Below are 16,661 nucleotides of genomic sequence, written 5' to 3'. Positions count from 1 at the left end.
TCTTGGCTCTTTCTCCCCTTTGGGGAGAAGGAGACCAGCACGTTTAATCCGGCCAGCGGAACTCCACATACGTATTGTTGAAATCCGGATGCTCGAGCCCACCACCAAGCTGCGCGACCAGATCACCGCCCAGGCCTTCGGCCTCGAGCTTCTGGCCATCGGCGAAGTGCGCACCCAGCGCTTCCAGTTCCACCAATCGTTCACACAACAGGCCGGCACGATCGCTGTCGGCTTCCGGCACGTTACGCACGCTGATGTCTGGCCGCCCAAACTTGCGCATGCCACGGGTATGCACCCAGAAGCGTCCGGGCTCTTCTTCGGCGTCACGCAAGATCAGCAGGTGGTTGCGGATCGGCGCGCCATCGCGCACCAGGAACTGCCGGCGCCAACCGTCGGCGTCGAACAGGCTCAGCGTCTGCGGGTCGAGGATGGCCTTGCCGCCGACATCCAGCAGCGCCGCCAGCACACCCAGCGTGTCGCGCAGGTAGCCGGTGTCCGAACTGTCGGGGATGTGGCCGCGCACGACCAGCACTTCGGGTGATTCCAGGGCCAGCTTGTAGGCTTCCGGTGCATCGTCCTTGAACATCCGGCCCATGCCGCCCTTGAGTGGATAGCCCTCCCACTGGCGCAGCGCGTTGTGGTGATGACTGGTCAGGCCCATGCCCTCGGGCAGGCCTTCGCTGCCGTAATCGACGGACGGCGCACGCACGGGCTCGAACTTGCCGAACACGTAGAACTGCAGCAGGGCTTCCTCACTGCTCGGCTGCCAATGCGGGCGTTGCCAGGCGGGGATGGTGATCTTGGACATACCGGTTCCTTAGTGTGGTCGCGATGGGCTCAGCGCCCTTCGCCCAGCGGTAGCATGGGCTGCAGCAGTTCGATCCGGCCGTGTCCCTCGGTAATGTTCTTGAACTCGGCGCGGCTCACCGAGACATAGCGGTCGTTGCCGCCAATCTCAACCTGGGGACCTTCGGTCACGGCGCGGCCCTGTTCATCGACGCGCACCACCATGGTGGCCTTGCGGCCCGTGTGGCAAATGGTCTTGATCTCTTCGAGCTTGTCGGCCCAGGCCAACAGGTAGCGGCTGCCCTCGAACAACTCGCCGCGAAAATCGGTACGCAGGCCGAAGGCCAGCACCGGTATGTTCAAGCGGTCGACCACATCACTGAGCTGCCATACCTGCGCCTTGCCGAGAAATTGCGCCTCGTCGACAAACACGCAATGCAACGGCCCGCGCGCCGCTATATCGGCCTGCACCACGGCGAGCAGATCTTCGTCGGCACCGAAGCGGCGCGCATTCGCCTTCAGGCCGATGCGCGAAGCCACCACGCCATCGCCGAAGCGATTGTCGAAGGCGGGCGTGAGGATGAGCGTGCGCATGCCGCGCTCGTGATAGTTGTAGGCGCTCTGCAGCAATGTCGTGGTCTTGCCAGCATTCATTGCCGAGTAATAGAAGTAGAGCTTTGCCATGGTCGTTCCTGTCGCGGGGCGCTGATGTTACCCGGTTGAGGTCCGTCTCACTCCCTGTTCGAGGGCCAGCCCTTGCGAGTCTTTTGGTCGACACCTGGCTGGCCAGAGCAAGCTAACCGAAAGCAAAAGGCTTCAGGAGCTTACCGCCTTCATTAGCATGCAAGAGGGCTATCTGGCGAGGGCGTGGGGCGGAGAGACAGAGAACAGGCCCTCAGGGGCGCAGCACCTTGAGCGGCGCCCCGTGGCAGGCGGAAGGAAATCCGTGCCAATGCGGCCTTTGGGACCGCGCGACCGAACGATCTGGGCCGCCTCTGCTACCATCGTGCGCCGCTCAAGATACCGCGCTGACCATGCTCAATCCCCAACAATTGGCCGCCGTCGAACATTGCGACGGCCCGCTGCTGGTATTGGCCGGCGCAGGCTCGGGCAAGACCAGCGTGATCACGCAGAAGATCGCGTATCTGATCACCCGCAAAAAACTGTCGCCGTCCAGGATCGCCGCCATCACCTTCACCAACAAGGCGGCGAAGGAAATGCGCGAGCGTGTGGCCAAGTTGATCACCACGGAGGACGCTGCGGCGCTCACCGTGTGTACGTTCCACGCCCTGGGGCTGAAGTTCCTGCAGATCGAGCATGAGCGCGCCGGCCTGCGCCGTGGCTTTTCCGTGCTCGACGCCGACGATAGCGAAGGCATCATCAAGGAACTGTCGCCCAAGGGCGTCAAGCCGGATGTGCTGTTCGGCATCCGCAACCTGGTCAGCCGCGCCAAGAACGGCGGGCTGTCGCCGGAAGAGGCCCTGGCCGCCGCACGCAGCCCTCGTGAGCTGGATGCCGCCACCATCTACGACATGTATCAGCAGCGTCTTGCCGCCTTCAATGCGGTGGATTTCGACGATTTGATTCGCCTGCCGCTGCGCATCCTGGAAAGCGACGAGGAATGCCGCAATGCCTGGCGCGAGCGCCTGCGCTATCTACTGGTGGACGAATACCAGGACACCAACGACGCCCAGTACCGACTGCTCAAGGCCTTGACTGGCGATCGCGGTGGCATCACCTGCGTGGGCGACGATGACCAGTCGATCTACGCCTGGCGCGGCGCCAATCCCGAGAATATCGATCAACTGGGCAGGGACTGGCCGACGCTGCGCGTGATCAAGCTCGAGCAGAACTATCGCTGCGGCAAACGCATCTTGCGCGCTGCCAACAAGCTGATCGCCAACAATCCGCACCTGCACGAAAAGAAGCTGTGGAGCGAGCATCCGGAAGGCATGCAAATCCGAGTACTGGAGTGCAAGGACAACGAGAACGAAGCCGAAAAAGTCGCCGCCATCGCCGCCACCCTGGCGGAGAAACACAAGGCGCGCTGGCACGATATCGCCATCCTCTATCGCGGCAACTTCCAGGCGCGGCCGCTGGAAAAAGCGCTGCGGCTGGCCCGCGTGCCTTACCACCTCACCGGTGCACTGAGCTTTCTCGACCGCGCCGAAGTGAAGGACCTGCTCTGCTATCTGCGCCTGCTGACCAATCCCAGCGACGACGCCGCCTTCCTGCGCGTAGTGAACGTACCCAAGCGCGAGATCGGCTCGACCACGCTGGAGAAATTGGGCCAGATCGCGCAGACGCGTCATGCACCCCTGCTGGAAGCCGCGCGCAGCGACGCCGTGTTGCGCCAGCTGACGCCGCGCCCCGCCGCCGCGCTGGCTTCCTTCACCACGCTGATGGACGAGTTGCGCAGCGCCTCGCTGCACGAAAGCGCCGCCGACCTGGTGGAAACCGTGCTCAAGCGCACCGGTTACGCCGAACAGATCGCCGCCAGCACCACCGACGCCACCTTGCGTGAGCGCCGCCTCGGCAACCTGCGCGAACTGGCGGACTGGTTCCGCGCCATGCAGCGCGGCAACAACAGCGCGGGTGATCTCGCGGCGCAGCTTGCCCTGCTCAGTCATGCCGACCGTGATGAACCCGGCAATGCCGTGCGCATGATGACCCTGCACGCGGCCAAGGGCCTGGAATTCCGCTTCGTCTTTATCGTCGGCTGCGAGGACGGCACCCTGCCCCACGACGGCGCCATCGACGAGGGCCGCATCGATGAAGAGCGACGCTTGATGTACGTAGGCATCACCCGCGCCAAGGAAATGCTGACGCTGTCGTGGTCGTCCAAGACCAAACGCTACGGTGAAGTACACAGCAACCAGCCGAGCCGCTTCCTGCACGAGTTGCCACAGGATGATCTGCATTGGCAAGGCAAGGACCCGGAGGCGGACAAGGAAGTGGTGCGCGAGACGGCCGAATCGCATATGGCGAAGATCGCCGCGATGCTGGCGGGCGGGTAATCAGCGGCCATGAATGATCACGCGTTCACTGATGCGCAGCGCGAAGGACTCTATCGCGCCATCCACGAGCGCCGCGACGTGCGCTCGCAGTTCCTGCCCGATCCCGTCGCGCCCGAGGTGCTCGCACGTCTGTTGCACGCCGCGCATCACGCACCTTCGGTCGGCTTTATGCAGCCCTGGGATTTCATCGTGATCGACCGGCTGCAAACCAAGCAGGCGGTGAAGGCGCTGTACGACCGCGCCAATGCCGACGCGGCCGAGCATTACGCCGGCGATCGCGCGGCGCTCTACCGCCGACTCAAACTCGAAGGCATCGTCGAGAGCCCGATCAACCTGTGCATCACGTGTGACCGCACACGTGGCGGCCCGCACGTGCTGGGCCGCAACACCATGCTGGACGCCGACCTGTTCAGCACCTGCCTGGCCGTGCAGAATCTCTGGCTGGCCGCACGCGCTGAAGGGATCGGCGTGGGCTGGGTCAGCATTGTCGACCCGGTGGAACTGGCCGCCGTGCTGGGCCTGCCGACGCACGTGGTTCCGCTCGCCTACCTCTGCCTGGGCTACGTCAGCGAGTTCCTCGCGCGTCCCGAGCTGGAAACCGCCGGCTGGCGCTCGCGACTACCGCTGGATAGCTTGCTGCACGGCAACCAATGGGGCGAGCCGCTGCGAGACGAGCCGCTGCTAAGTGCCTTGCGTGGTCCCACGGGTGACGCGCCACTCGGATGACGCTGGCAAAGAAAAGGCCCCGCCGTTAAGCGGGGCCTTTCTCTTACCGGAGGTTGCCAACGACCGCGTCGCTGACAGCCAACACATACCTCCCATTGACCCGCAGGCATCGCCCGGGCGACTCCTGCGGGTCACGGGTGATTCGGTTACCCAGACTTGCCGGTGCTCCCACCGAACCGCCAATTGAGCTGCAACATCACCTGACGTCCGTACACGTTGTAGTTCTGCGTGTTGAAGTACGGGAACGTCGTGGCAAACGAGCCGTCCTTCGGCGGCATCTTGTTGGTCAGATTGTTGGTCAACAAGGACACGTCCACGTCCTTGGTGGGCGAGTAGGTCACGCTCCAGTTCCAGGTGATCCAGGGCGACACCCGCGCCGCTCCCGGGTAGCCGGGACCGTTGACCATGGCCGTGTAGTTCGGCGATGGGCCATAGCGGTGCCAGAACACCGTGCTCGACCAGTTATGCAACGACCAGCTGAGGTCACCACTGACGATGCTCTTGAACTCCGAGCTGTACAGCGGATTGGTCAGCTGATTGATCACCGTGCCACCCGGATAGATCTGGTAGTCGTGCTTCAGCATGTTGTTGTAGTCAAACTGCAGGCGGAAATTGCCCACCGGCGTCGGATTGAAGCGGTAGCTGGCCTGGGCGGTCACCGACTCCGTCGTCTCGTTGGAGACGTTGATGAAGTACTGGGTGATGTTGGTGACGTTACCAGTCAGCGGATCGCGGGTGACCTGCGACAGGGCTGCCTGGCAGTCAGGCGAGTTGGCCGGCAACTGGCCCAACAGGCACTGCGAGTTCTCGCGCATCAACAGGTCGGCTGGCTGCGGCGCCACTTCGTTGGTGATGTTGATATGCAGGAAATCTGCGGTCAGGCTCATGTTGGTGATGGGAGCCCACACGAAGCCCGCCGACCAGCTCTTGGCCGTGGTGGGCTTGAGCTTCGGGTTCGCCAGCGTGGTACCGGCCGTTTCGTAGGTGAAGTTGGCGGTACAGCCCTGGCCACCACCCTGGGTCTGGCACAGGTAGTAGTCGGTGATGTTCTGGTAGTTGCCGCTGGGCCCGAGGAACAGCGCCGACATGTCGGGTGCCAGGAACGAAGTGGAGTAGTTGCCGCGTAGCAGCAGCGTATCGATCGGACGGAACTCGAGACCGGCCTTGTAGGTGAACTTGCCGTTGTCACCACCGTCGGTCTTGTAGTGGTCGTAACGACCCGACAGGTCGACGGTCACCATCTTGAGCACTGGCAGGTTCAACTCGAACGCCGAGGCCGCATGCGTGCGATCACCACCGCCTGAGGTGCCGGTCAGGCCCCACACCTCGTTATTGAGGATGAGTGGGTTGAGGGGGTCATGCCAGGCCTGACTGCCACCCTCGACCAGTACGGCCAACCCGGCATCGCCACCCGGCAGCGGGAACAGACTGCTGTTGGTAATGGTCGCGCGGGTATTGTTGATCCAGGTATTGGTGAATCCGCTGATGTTCTGCATGAAGCTGGCCACCTGGGCCGGCGTCAGCGGGGTATAGAACTTCTGCCAGTTCGGATTGTAGACATTGAGGCCGGAGATCGGATCCTGCTCAACGACTCCCCCTAGGATATTGTCGAAGAAGCCGTCCACCGCCGTGGCCATGCGCTCCGGCGTGCTGGTGTTGGTACGGTCGCCAGAACGCAGGAAGTAAATGTCCCACAACCAGTTGGAATCGCCGAACGAACCATTGGCGCCGATATCGGCCTGGTACATCAGGTCGTTCTGGCGGCCCAGCTGGTTGTAGTAGTTGTTGCCGACTTCTTCCGGTGAAAACACGCGCTCGGGATACAGGATGTTGCCGGCGGTGTCCTCGATCAGACCCGAAGGTGAATTGATCGGTCCCCACCAGTTGAAGTCGGAACCGGGCGTGAATTTTTGCTGCTGCCAGTCGACCAGGGTGTCGCTGTACAAGCGCACATAGTCGTTCACGTCATACTTCAACTTCAGCATGCCGTCGTAGCTGCGACTCTGGTTTTGCAAAGTCGTGTAGCCGAAGACGTTACGTGAACCGCAGAACGTGCCGGTGCGGGTCGCCACCGTGGAATGCGATTCGGTGGTGGTGCCATTGAACAGCCCACTCATCGCGTCGCAATTGTCGGGCGGGCTGATATAGCCCTGCACGGCACCGGTATAGGTATCGAGGGTGCCGTAGTTCTCCACGCGTGCCACCGTCACCGGTGTCGGATTCGTGGCGGTGAACGTGCGCTGATAGGCCCAGATAGGCGACTGGTTGTTGAACTCGAACGCGCCGAGCACGTCGAGCTTGCCGAACTGGTGACCGAAGGTCAGCGACAAGCGCTGGTTACCGCCGCCGCCCTGCTCATAGCCGCCCGCGCGTGCCGTGACCTCGGCGCCGTCCATATGCTGCTTGGTGACGATGTTCACCACGCCGGCAATCGCCTGCGAACCGTAGATCGACGATGCGCCGCCCGGCAGCACGTCGATGTGGTCGATCACCCCGAGCGGGATGTTGGAAATATTGGTGAAGTTGCTCTGGCCGTTGTACAGCTGGCCGAACTGGGTGATCGGCTTGCCGTCAATCAGGGTCAGCGTGTATTCCGGATTCAGGCCGAACAGGCTGATGGTCTGCGCGCCCTGGGTAAAGCCGCCGCTCTGCTGCGGCCCCTGCACCGACCCGGTCGCCATCACCGAGCTTTGCAGCACGTCCTGCACGCTGGTGAAGCCGCGCGCCTTGATCTCTTCGCCGGTGATCGTATACGTCGGCGTTGCGGTCTGAATCTGCGCGTTGTTGATCAACGTGCCGGTGACCGTCACCGTATCGAGGCGCCTTGCCCGCTGCTGACTAGGTGTCTCGTCCGCGCTTGGACCCTGGCTGGCATCCTGTGTCGCGACGGCATCCTGCTGCGTTGGCGGATTGGCATCGGTCGTGCCGGCGAAGGCAGACGTGCAGCCGAACGCCGTCAAGGCCGCCAGAACGGCGACCGTGAGTTTGGACTTCAACATTGGTTCTCCCCTACTTGCTTATTGTCGTGACTAACGTCGCGCATCCATGCGTCTGCGCGCTTTAGCGATCACGGCGGCCCGTCCCCAACAGGCTTCTTACGTCCATCAGGGCAAAACGAACCCCGCGGATGGTTATTAACATGAAATGAAATGTTAATAAATGAAGAATTTTTCGTTTATATTTTTTCACAGAATTTCAAAATTAGGCGAGATTTCCTGCGTCTTATCGCGTGCCCGCAAGCCTCACGTCAGCACTGATTTCAAATGATTTTTGGAAATCTGCAGAATCGCCATAGCGGGTCCTCGCAAGACAATGCGAAATCCCAGTGAGCGAGGCTATGTGTTCGAAAGGGCCGGCCGACGCCAAAGCATGGTCCCGATGTCGTGCTTTGCCTCAGCGCCACTCCGTTGAGCCGCGACGGCGTCGAGGCATGGCTCTGGAACGTCAGGCGCGTCTCGCCGCGGAGTCGCGCCCCACTAAGGTGCCGGCCATGCAGCCCAGCCGATCCCTCATCCGATGCAAGGGTTCAAGACGAATCGTCGCAAACGCGCAGCCGGCGCGCGCCGACCATCAGATCATCCTTTCCGCTTCGAGCTCGCTCTTGAGGTAGGCGTAGTAGATCGGCCCGGCAATCAGGCCGGGCAGGCCGAAAGCGGCTTCCATGATCAACATGGCGACCAACAATTCCCAGGCGCGCGCGCGTATCTGGCCGCCGACGATGCGCGCGTTGAGGAAGTACTCGAGCTTGTGGATCAGCACCAGGAAGCCGAGTGCGGCGATGCCCACGCCGAGCGACAGCGAGAGGCCGGCGATGGTGATGGCGGTATTGGAAATCAGGTTGCCGATCACCGGCAGCAGGCCAACGATGAAGGTGACGACGACGAGGGTCTTGGCCAGCGGGACATGGATGTCCATAAGTGGCAGCACGCCCAGCAGGAAGATCGCGGTGAAGACCGTATTGAGCAGCGAGATCTTGATCTGCGCGAACACGATGTTGTGAAACGCTTCGGCCAGGCGCTGACAGCGCAGGCCCAAGGCAGCCGCCAAAGGACCGACCTGATGCGGCGGACGCGCCCGGCTCAGCGCAACGACGGCGCCCAGCACCATGCCGATAAGAATGTGCACGAACACCCGCGCAGCCGCCTTGCCGATGGTTTGCAGGCTCACCGAATGCTTGCGGGTCAACTCCATCGCCATCACGCGCAGATCGTCCACGCTGTCGGGCAGCCAACCCACTACCGAGGCGGGCAGTTGCTGGCGCGCCTTTTCCACCAGGGGCATCAGCTGCTGCTGCCACATCACTTCGGGATTGCCGATTTCATTGCGCAGGAAGCTCACCGCGCTCAGGATCAACAGCACCAGCAAGCCGACCACGATGGTGCCCAGCAAGGCGACCACCAGCACGCGCGCGCGGTCGCTGGGAACACGCTTGCCCAGCAGCGGCGCCGTCGATTGCACCAACTCGTAGACCAGAAGACCCGCAAACAAGGCGGGCAGCAGGCGCAGCCCCAGCACCAGCAGCAACGCCACGCCGGCCAACACATAACTGGACACCCGCACCGCAAATGATGGCGATCGTTGGACGGTTGAGACTGATTCCATGCAGTTCATACGAGCAGCGGGGGTGCTCCGAGTCTGTCAGCAGCACGGGGCAGCCGCCAGCCCCGGGAAACGCTCTGTGACTTTCCGTCGCGTTCCACGGGGTGACGCGCCCCGAGGTAGACACCGCCCTGTCGTAAACTTGTTCGATCCTGCTCGTTCAAGTCTCCACGGGAATCCTGCATGTCTGTTCGTCTGCCGACGGCTCTGGCCGCCCTGGCCCTGCTCGCCGCTTGTTCTGTCGCTCCCCCCAAGGCACCGCCCCACCCCATCACGGCCACTGCTGCCGCGGCCATACCTACCGCCACGACGCCCGCCGACGACAATCTCAATGCCGTCGCCTGGAGCCAGACCGCGATCGAGCACGACCTGATCTACCTGCAGACCTATCGCGATGCCGAGTCGCGCCTGCTGCCCGCCCTGGCCGACAAGCAGTGGGACGCCCTGCCCAAGGACGACCGCGTCGCGCCGGCCAAGGGCCTGACGCCCGCCGTGGTGCTGGATATCGACGAGACCGTGCTGGACAACTCGCCCTACCAGGCGCGCCTGATCAAGAGCGGTGGCGAATTCAACGAGGCCGACTGGGCCGCCTGGTGCAAGGAAGAACGCGCACGCGCCCTGCCCGGCGTGGTCGAGTTCACCCAGTTCGCAGCCAGCAATGGCATCGCAGTGATCTATATTTCCAACCGCGCCAAGGACCTGGACCAGGCCACCCTGTCCAATCTGCGCAAGGCCGGCCTGCCGGTTTCCGGCCCGGAGGCTTTCCTCGGCCTGGGCACGTTCGTCGAGGACTGCGAGCAAGTGGGCACGGAGAAAGGTTGCCGGCGCCAGCTGGTCAGCCACAAATATCGCGTATTGATGCAGTTTGGCGACCAGATCGGCGATTTTGTGACCGTATTGGCCAACAATGCGGAAGGCCGCCAGAAGGCCATGGCCCCTTATATGGGCTGGGTCGGCACGCACTGGTTCGTGCTGCCCAATCCGACCTATGGCGCGTGGGAGCCTGCTTTGTTTAATAATGACTGGAGCGCGCCTCGCGACGACCGTCGTCGCCAGAAAATCCAGTCGCTGCGCTTTGATTAATAAGCAAGCACAACAGCAAGTTACGTAGCGTAACTTAAAGTATTGCTTTAACTTCAGTCGGGAAGTAAGATCTCCCCCGCTGACACCTGCTGACCTTGAAAAACTCCGCAGGCAAGGCCATTTCCCTTCCGGCTCTGCCGGATTACCCCGTGAGGCCCAACGCCCGCGGGGTTTTCTTTTTTGGCGCCCGTCACCACCGCGCCCGCTGGCTCTTGTTCACGCGGAGTCGACACCCTTACGCTCAGCCGACCGCCCCGTTCGCTGGTTCACCGGGCGCCACCATCGCGAGACTCCATGCGTCGTTCATCTGTTTACTTCGCCGCCGGCCTCGGCGCCCTGCTCCTGCTGGCCTCGGCAGCTGCGCTGTTCATGACCTCGCACAAGCCTGCCCCGGTGGTCGTGACCGCTGGCGGCGAAACGCCCGAGGCTTCCGTGCAGCAGTCCCTGGCGCTGATCAAGGCTGGGGATTTCGCCGACTTCTGGAAACACTCGCTGCCGCCAGCCGACTTCGACACACTGCGTGCGGACTGGGTGCGCCCACGGCCCGACGAGCACCCCATCAGCGCCGAGGATCGCGCGGACTTCATCAACAATGTGCAGCAGCTGACAGCCCCGGATGCGGAGACCAAGCTCTACGCGCTGGCCCGGCCCAAGCTGACCCAGTTGGAGCAGCAGTATCACGACCAGCTGCCGGTAATGATCGGCATCGGGCAGGCCATCGTCGCCACCGGCGTGGCCCAGAGCAAGGAACTGACCAACCTGCAGAAGCAGCAGGCCAACGATGTCATCAACGTGCTGGCACCTTGGGCACAGCAGGTTCCGTGGTTTGACCAGGCCAAGGCCAAACGGGCGATTGCCGTCGTGGTGGGCACCGCGCGCCAGCTCGACCTGAAGACGCCCGAAGCACTGCGGTCGATGGATTTCGACACGGCGATGCAGAAATACAGCACCGGCTTTCTCGGCATCAAGCAGGTGCTGAGCATCTATGGCCTGTCGATCGACGACACGCTGGACTCGGTCCGGGTCACGACGCTGGAAAACCGCAACGGCCATGCGCGCGTGCGCATCGATTACAGCTTGCTCGGCAAGCCGCTATCTACCGAATCGAACCTGATCGAGCAAGGTGGCCGCTGGTATAGCGAGGACATGCTGCAGAACGTGCGCGACGCGCATGACCGGCTGGTGGCACCGCCCGCCCCGGCCAGCAGCGCGGTGGCACCGGCGGCATCGGCGAGCGCGCCGACCCCGGTGCAGACCTCGACCAAGCAGCCCGTCAACGCGACAAGCACCAAGCACTAACCGATCGAGCCGGTTTCGCCAACGCACCAGTTACAATTCGGGGATGCAAAATATGTCGACCACGGACACTCCCGCCCGTAGCCGCGCGCCCTGGTGGTTCAACCTGGCCGGGCAACTACTCGAACCCTGGGTGCGCATCCGCCGCGATCCCGCCGAACCGGCTGCCTTGCTGAAGGCGGGCGCGCCGGTGTGCTATGTGATCGAGCGTGATGGCTTTTCCGACGGCTTGATCCTCGAGCGGGCCTGCCGCGAGGCCGGGCTGCCCAGCCCGATGCAGCCGCTATCGGGCACGCGCCGCAGGCGTTCGGTATTCGCCCTGGCGCGCCGCGACGGCTGGCTGTTCGGCCGCAATCGCAAGCGCTCGCCGAACGAGCCGCTCGGCCAACTGGTCCGCTCGCTCGAAGTCGAGCCGGACCGCGACATCCAGATCGTGCCCGTCTCCATCTATGTCGGCCGCGCACCCACCCGCGAATCAGGCTGGTTCAGCGTGCTGTTCTCCGAGAACTGGGTGGTGGTGGGCCGCTTCCGCCGCCTGCTGGCCCTGATGCTCAACGGCCGCGACACGGTGGTGCATTTCTCCACCCCGGTCTCGTTGCGCAGCGTGATGAACGAGGCCGGCGACGTCCGCCCGGAACGCTTCGCGCGCAAGATCGCCCGGGTGCTGCGCACGCACTTCCGGCGTATTCGCGCGGCGGTGATCGGACCCGACCTGTCGCATCGGCGCACCGTGGTCGACGCGGTGCTCAATGCCGAACCTGTGCGTGAAGCCATCGCATCGACCGCGGCGAAGGAACGCATCAGCCACGCCAAGGCTTGGCGCAAAGCGCACGACATGGTGATGGAGGTCTCCGCCGACTACTCGCACCCGGTGGTGCGCTCGGCGTCGTTCCTGCTCTCCAACTTCTGGAACAAGTTGTACGACGGCATCGCCATGCACCACTTCGAAAAGGCGCGCGCCGCGGCGCCGGGCCATGAAGTGGTGTACGTACCTTGCCACCGCAGCCACACCGATTACCTGCTGATGTCCTATCAGCTGCATGTCTCCGGCGTGGTCGTGCCGCACATTGCGGCCGGCGTGAATCTCAACCTGCCGGTGATCGGTCCGATCCTGCGTCGCGGCGGTGCGTTCTTCCTGCGTCGCAGCTTCAAGGGCAATGCGCTGTACTCGGTGGTGTTCAACGAATACGTGGCGCAGCTGATCGATCGCGGCGTGCCGATGGAGTACTTCATCGAGGGTGGTCGCTCGCGTACCGGGCGCCTGCTCGCGCCACGCGCCGGCATGCTGGCGATGACCGTGCGCGCCTTCCTGCGCGCGCCGCGCCGTCCGGTGCTGTTCCAGCCTGTGTACATCGGCTACGAGAAGCTGATGGAGGGCAAGAGCTATGTTGGTGAACTCTCCGGCAAGCCGAAGGAAAAGGAATCACTGCTCGGCCTGCTGCGCGGACTGAAAGTGCTGCGCCAGCGCTATGGGCACGTGGCGCTGAACTTCGGGGAGCCGATTGAATTGAATCCCTTGCTCGATGCCGCCAGCGCGAACTGGCGCGTCACCACCGCCAATCCGGATCACAAGCCCGAATGGCTGGGCCGCGTGGTGGACGATCTCGCCGATCGCATCCAGATCAATATCAACCGCGCTGCCGACGTCAACCCGATCAACCTGCTGGCGCTGGCGATCCTGGCCACGCCCAAGCACGCGATGGCGGAGAACGACCTGCTGGCGCAGCTGGAATTGATGAAGTCGCTGCTGGAAGAGCTGCCGTATTCGGATCGCGTCACGCTGACCTCGATGGACCCGGCGGGCATCATCGCCTATGGCGAGCAGATGGGCTGGATTCGTCGCGTGCGCCATCCGCTCGGCGACGTGCTGATGACCGAGGGCGAGCAGGCGGTGCTGCTCAGCTACTTCCGCAACAACGTGCTGCATCTCACGGCGACAGCCGCCTGGGTGGCGTGTTGTTTTCTCAACAACCGCCGCATGTCGCGCGGCTCGGTGCTGCGCCTGGGGCGCATCATCTACCCGTTCATCCAGGGCGAGCTGTTCCTGCCATGGGATGAAGACGGCTTCTGTACGCAACTGCAGGCGACCATCGATTTCTTCGTGCGCCGCGGCCTGCTCGAAGCCACCGGCGACGGCCGCGTGCTGGAGCGCGGACCCGGACAGGACGACGCGGCCTACCAGCTCAAGATCATTGCGCGCAGCCTGATTCAGGCGTTCGAGCGTTACTACATCACCATCGCCGCGCTGGTGAAGAACGGACCGCACACGCTCACTGCCGCCGAGCTGGAAAACGCTTGCGCTCTCACGGCACAGCGCCTCAGCCTGCTCAACGAGTTGTCGGCACCGGAGTTCTTCGACAAGGCGCTGTTCCGCGGCTTCATTCATAAGCTGCGCGAGAGCCGCATTGTGTGGACCGACGACGCCGGCAAGCTCGACTACGACCGCGGTCTGGAAGACATGGTGCGCGACGCACGCGTGATCCTCGCCCGCGAAGTGCGCCACTCCATCCTCAAGATCACCCCGGGTGGCGATGGCGAGAAGGAAGCGCATGCGCCCGCGGAAGTCGCCAAGCCTGACGTGGCCAAACCCGTTCCGGCCGATGCCTCCAGCGAAGCGCTGCACGAGCGCCACGTGGTGTCGGAGCACCACGTGCACGCGCATGAAGAGGTCACGCCCGTGGCCGAAGACGCCGGCGACGACGCCCCGCGCAAGGACTGAGGGAAGCTCCCGTGAAAACCGCGGAGGGGTGACGGAAGTCACGCCTCCGCACGGGTGCCGCAGCCCATAAGATGGCTGCTTCATCCCGGGGAGCTTCACCATGTCTGCACGCGTCGCCTTGGCTATTGCCGCCGCCCTTTCGTTGCCGACCGCCATCGCGGCCGACGCCACGCACACCAACCATGACGTTACCGTGCTGCATTGCGCGCGCATGGTCGATCCCGCCGCGGGCAAGCTCCTGGGCGAAACGACGGTGGTGATCGAGAGCGGCCGCGTGAAGGAGATCCGCGCCGGCTCCATTGACGACAAACCCTATCGTGATGCCGCCACGGCGGCCGGCGGCAACTATGCGCTGGTCAACCTGGCCGATGCCACCTGCATGCCCGGCCTGATCGACGCGCACACGCATCTGACCTCCGAGACCAGCCCCACCGCCTACACCGACCAGTTCCGTTGGAACACCGCGGATTTCGCGATCCGCTCCACCGTCTACGCCCGCCGCACCCTGCTGGCCGGCTTCACCAGCGTGCGCAATGTCGGTGACGGCGACAACGAATCCATCGCCCTGCGCAACGCAATCAACGCCGGCATCGTGCCGGGGCCGCGCATCTTTACCGCCGGCAAGCCGATCGGCACCACCGGCGGCCATGCCGACCCGACCGATGGCTATCGCATGACCCTGGCCGGCAACCCGGACGCCAAGGACGGCATCATCAATAACCCCGAGGATGCCTACAAGGCGGTGCGCCAGCACTACAAGGACGGCGTCGACCTGCTCAAGATCATGCCCTCGGGCGGCGTGCTCGACGAAAGCAGCAGCGCCGACAACGCGCAGATGACCATCGAGGAGATCAAGGCCGTGGTCACCGCCGCGCACGACTACGGCTTCACCGTGGCCGCGCACGCGCATGGTGCCGAGGCGATCCGCCGCGCCGTGCTGGCCGGCGTCGACTCGATCGAGCATGGCACCTTCATGAACGACGAGGACATGAAGCTGATGAAGGAACACGGCACCTGGTACGTGCCCACCATCATCGCCGGCAAGTACGTGCAGGAAATGGCCGCCAAACCCGGCTACTACCCGCCGCAGGTAGCGGCCAAGGCCATGCAGGTTGGCCCGATCATCCAGGCCACGGCGGGCAAAGCTTATAAGGCTGGCGTGAAGATCGCCTTCGGCACCGACGCTGCCGTCTATCCGCACGGTCAGAACGCCAAGGAGTTCCAGTACATGGTGCAGGCAGGCATCCCCGCCATGTATGCGCTGCAGGCCGCCACCACCCACGCCGCCGAGCTGCTGCACAAGCAGGACGAACTGGGCCAGATTGCCGTCGGACGCCGCGCTGACGTCATCGCCGTGCCGGGCAATCCGCTGGATGACATCACCTTGATGCAGAAGGTCAACTTCGTGATGAAGGACGGCGTGGTGTACAAGCAGGAAGGCAAGGAAGTCTTGTAAGACACTCCACTTCGCCCTCTCCCCGGAGGGGAGAGGGCCGGGGTGAGGGGTCAATCTTGCGATGAGGCCCGTTCAGAGTTGGCTCTTTTGAAGCGTTTGGGCGAGCACCCGCCCCTCATCCCAACCTTCTCCCCGGAGGGGAGAAGGAGCTCGGGGCGCCGATCCGCTACCATGTACGCATGAGCGATCAGCACCCCAACACCACCCATTTCGGTTTCCGCGACGTGCCTGTCGCCGACAAGCAGAAGCTGGTCGGCCAGGTGTTCACCTCGGTGGCGCGCAGCTACGACCTGATGAACGACCTGATGTCGTTCGGCGTCCATCGCCTGTGGAAACGCCACTTCGTCAGCGTGAGCGGTGTACGCCGCGGTGACCGCGTGCTCGATCTGGCCGGTGGCACCGGCGACATCGCCGCCTTGCTGCGTCCCGTGGTGGGCACGGAAGGCGAGATCGTGGTGGGCGACATCAACGCGGCCATGCTCGGCGTCGGTCGCGACCGCATGACCGACCGCGGCATGGTCACGGGCCTGCGCTGGGCCCAGCTCAATGCCGAGGCGCTGCCGTTCCCCGACAACAGTTTCGACGCCGTCACCATGGCGTTTGGCCTGCGCAACGTCACCGACAAGGACAAGGCACTGGCCGATATCTGCCGCGTGCTCAAGCCCGGTGGCCGTGCGCTGGTGCTTGAATTCTCGCGCGTGCAGAGCGACCTCTTCAGCAAGCTCTACGACTTCCATTCGTTCAAGGTGCTGCCCAAGCTCGGCCAGCTATTCGCCGGCGACGCAGACAGCTACCAGTACCTCGCCGAGTCGATCCGCAAGCACCCGGACCAGGAAACGCTCAAGAGCATGATGGAGCGCGCCGGCTTCGGCCGCGTCGACGTGCGCAACCTCACCAATGGCATCGTGGCGATCCACCGCGGCTACAAGTTCTAGTCCCGCGGCGCGTCAATCATCACGGATCCTGCAATGGCACCGTG

General features: G+C 63.6%; 11 protein-coding genes. 7 read left to right on the top strand and 4 right to left on the bottom strand.

Translation table 11 applies throughout. The annotated features are described in order from the left end of the window. Positions 1-43: 43 nt before the first annotated feature. Together OUZ30_RS01115 and OUZ30_RS01110 are read right to left on the bottom strand one after the other, a co-directional pair. Positions 44-808, bottom strand: a complete 765-nt coding sequence (locus OUZ30_RS01115; RefSeq protein WP_266180316.1) for a hypothetical protein — start codon at positions 806-808, stop codon at positions 44-46. Between the two features lie 29 nt (positions 809-837). After that, on the bottom strand, positions 838-1,470 hold the full coding sequence (locus OUZ30_RS01110) for a thymidine kinase (RefSeq protein ID WP_266180315.1): 633 nt from the start codon (positions 1,468-1,470) through the stop codon (positions 838-840). Positions 1,471-1,820: 350 nt separating this feature from the next. On the opposite strand from OUZ30_RS01110, the gene OUZ30_RS01105 reads away from it, so the two are divergent. Both OUZ30_RS01105 and bluB read left to right on the top strand, forming a co-directional pair. Next, the gene (locus OUZ30_RS01105) at positions 1,821-3,803 is read left to right on the top strand and encodes a UvrD-helicase domain-containing protein (protein WP_266180314.1); all 1,983 of its coding nucleotides are present in this window, start codon (positions 1,821-1,823) and stop codon (positions 3,801-3,803) included. Positions 3,804-3,812: 9 nt separating this feature from the next. Continuing rightward, positions 3,813-4,529 (top strand): 5,6-dimethylbenzimidazole synthase, encoded by a 717-nt coding sequence (bluB, locus tag OUZ30_RS01100; RefSeq protein WP_266180313.1) that lies wholly within the window; start codon positions 3,813-3,815, stop codon positions 4,527-4,529. Between the two features lie 146 nt (positions 4,530-4,675). On the opposite strand, the gene OUZ30_RS01095 is transcribed toward bluB, so the two are convergent. Together OUZ30_RS01095 and OUZ30_RS01090 are read right to left on the bottom strand one after the other, a co-directional pair. Further along, positions 4,676-7,528: a TonB-dependent receptor plug domain-containing protein gene (locus OUZ30_RS01095; protein ID WP_266180312.1), complete on the bottom strand. Its 2,853-nt coding sequence runs from the start codon at positions 7,526-7,528 to the stop codon at positions 4,676-4,678. 571 nt (positions 7,529-8,099) lie between these two features. Beyond that, complete coding sequence (locus OUZ30_RS01090) at positions 8,100-9,131, bottom strand: AI-2E family transporter (RefSeq protein ID WP_266180311.1); 1,032 nt, start codon at positions 9,129-9,131, stop codon at positions 8,100-8,102. A gap of 180 nt (positions 9,132-9,311) precedes the next feature. On the opposite strand from OUZ30_RS01090, the gene OUZ30_RS01085 reads away from it, so the two are divergent. The 5 genes from OUZ30_RS01085 to ubiE all read left to right on the top strand — a co-directional run bounded on the left by OUZ30_RS01085 (position 9,312) and on the right by ubiE (position 16,617). Further along, positions 9,312-10,211 (top strand): 5'-nucleotidase, lipoprotein e(P4) family, encoded by a 900-nt coding sequence (locus OUZ30_RS01085; RefSeq protein ID WP_266180310.1) that lies wholly within the window; start codon positions 9,312-9,314, stop codon positions 10,209-10,211. A 294-nt stretch (positions 10,212-10,505) separates the two neighbouring features. After that, entirely contained in the window at positions 10,506-11,510 is a 1,005-nt protein-coding gene (locus OUZ30_RS01080) for a hypothetical protein (protein WP_266180309.1), read from the top strand. 52 nt (positions 11,511-11,562) lie between these two features. Beyond that, the gene (gene plsB, locus OUZ30_RS01075) at positions 11,563-14,226 is read left to right on the top strand and encodes a glycerol-3-phosphate 1-O-acyltransferase PlsB (RefSeq protein WP_266180308.1); all 2,664 of its coding nucleotides are present in this window, start codon (positions 11,563-11,565) and stop codon (positions 14,224-14,226) included. Positions 14,227-14,326: 100 nt separating this feature from the next. Continuing rightward, the gene (locus tag OUZ30_RS01070; protein ID WP_266180307.1) at positions 14,327-15,682 is read left to right on the top strand and encodes a metal-dependent hydrolase family protein; all 1,356 of its coding nucleotides are present in this window, start codon (positions 14,327-14,329) and stop codon (positions 15,680-15,682) included. Between the two features lie 179 nt (positions 15,683-15,861). Continuing rightward, the gene (gene ubiE, locus OUZ30_RS01065; RefSeq protein ID WP_266180306.1) at positions 15,862-16,617 is read left to right on the top strand and encodes a bifunctional demethylmenaquinone methyltransferase/2-methoxy-6-polyprenyl-1,4-benzoquinol methylase UbiE; all 756 of its coding nucleotides are present in this window, start codon (positions 15,862-15,864) and stop codon (positions 16,615-16,617) included. Positions 16,618-16,661: the final 44 nt, after the last annotated feature.

The sequence above is a fragment of the Dyella humicola genome (assembly GCF_026283945.1).
Lineage (GTDB): Bacteria > Pseudomonadota > Gammaproteobacteria > Xanthomonadales > Rhodanobacteraceae > Dyella > Dyella humicola.
Note: the sequence above shows the minus strand (reverse complement) of the source record. Positions and strands in the feature narration are given on the sequence as shown.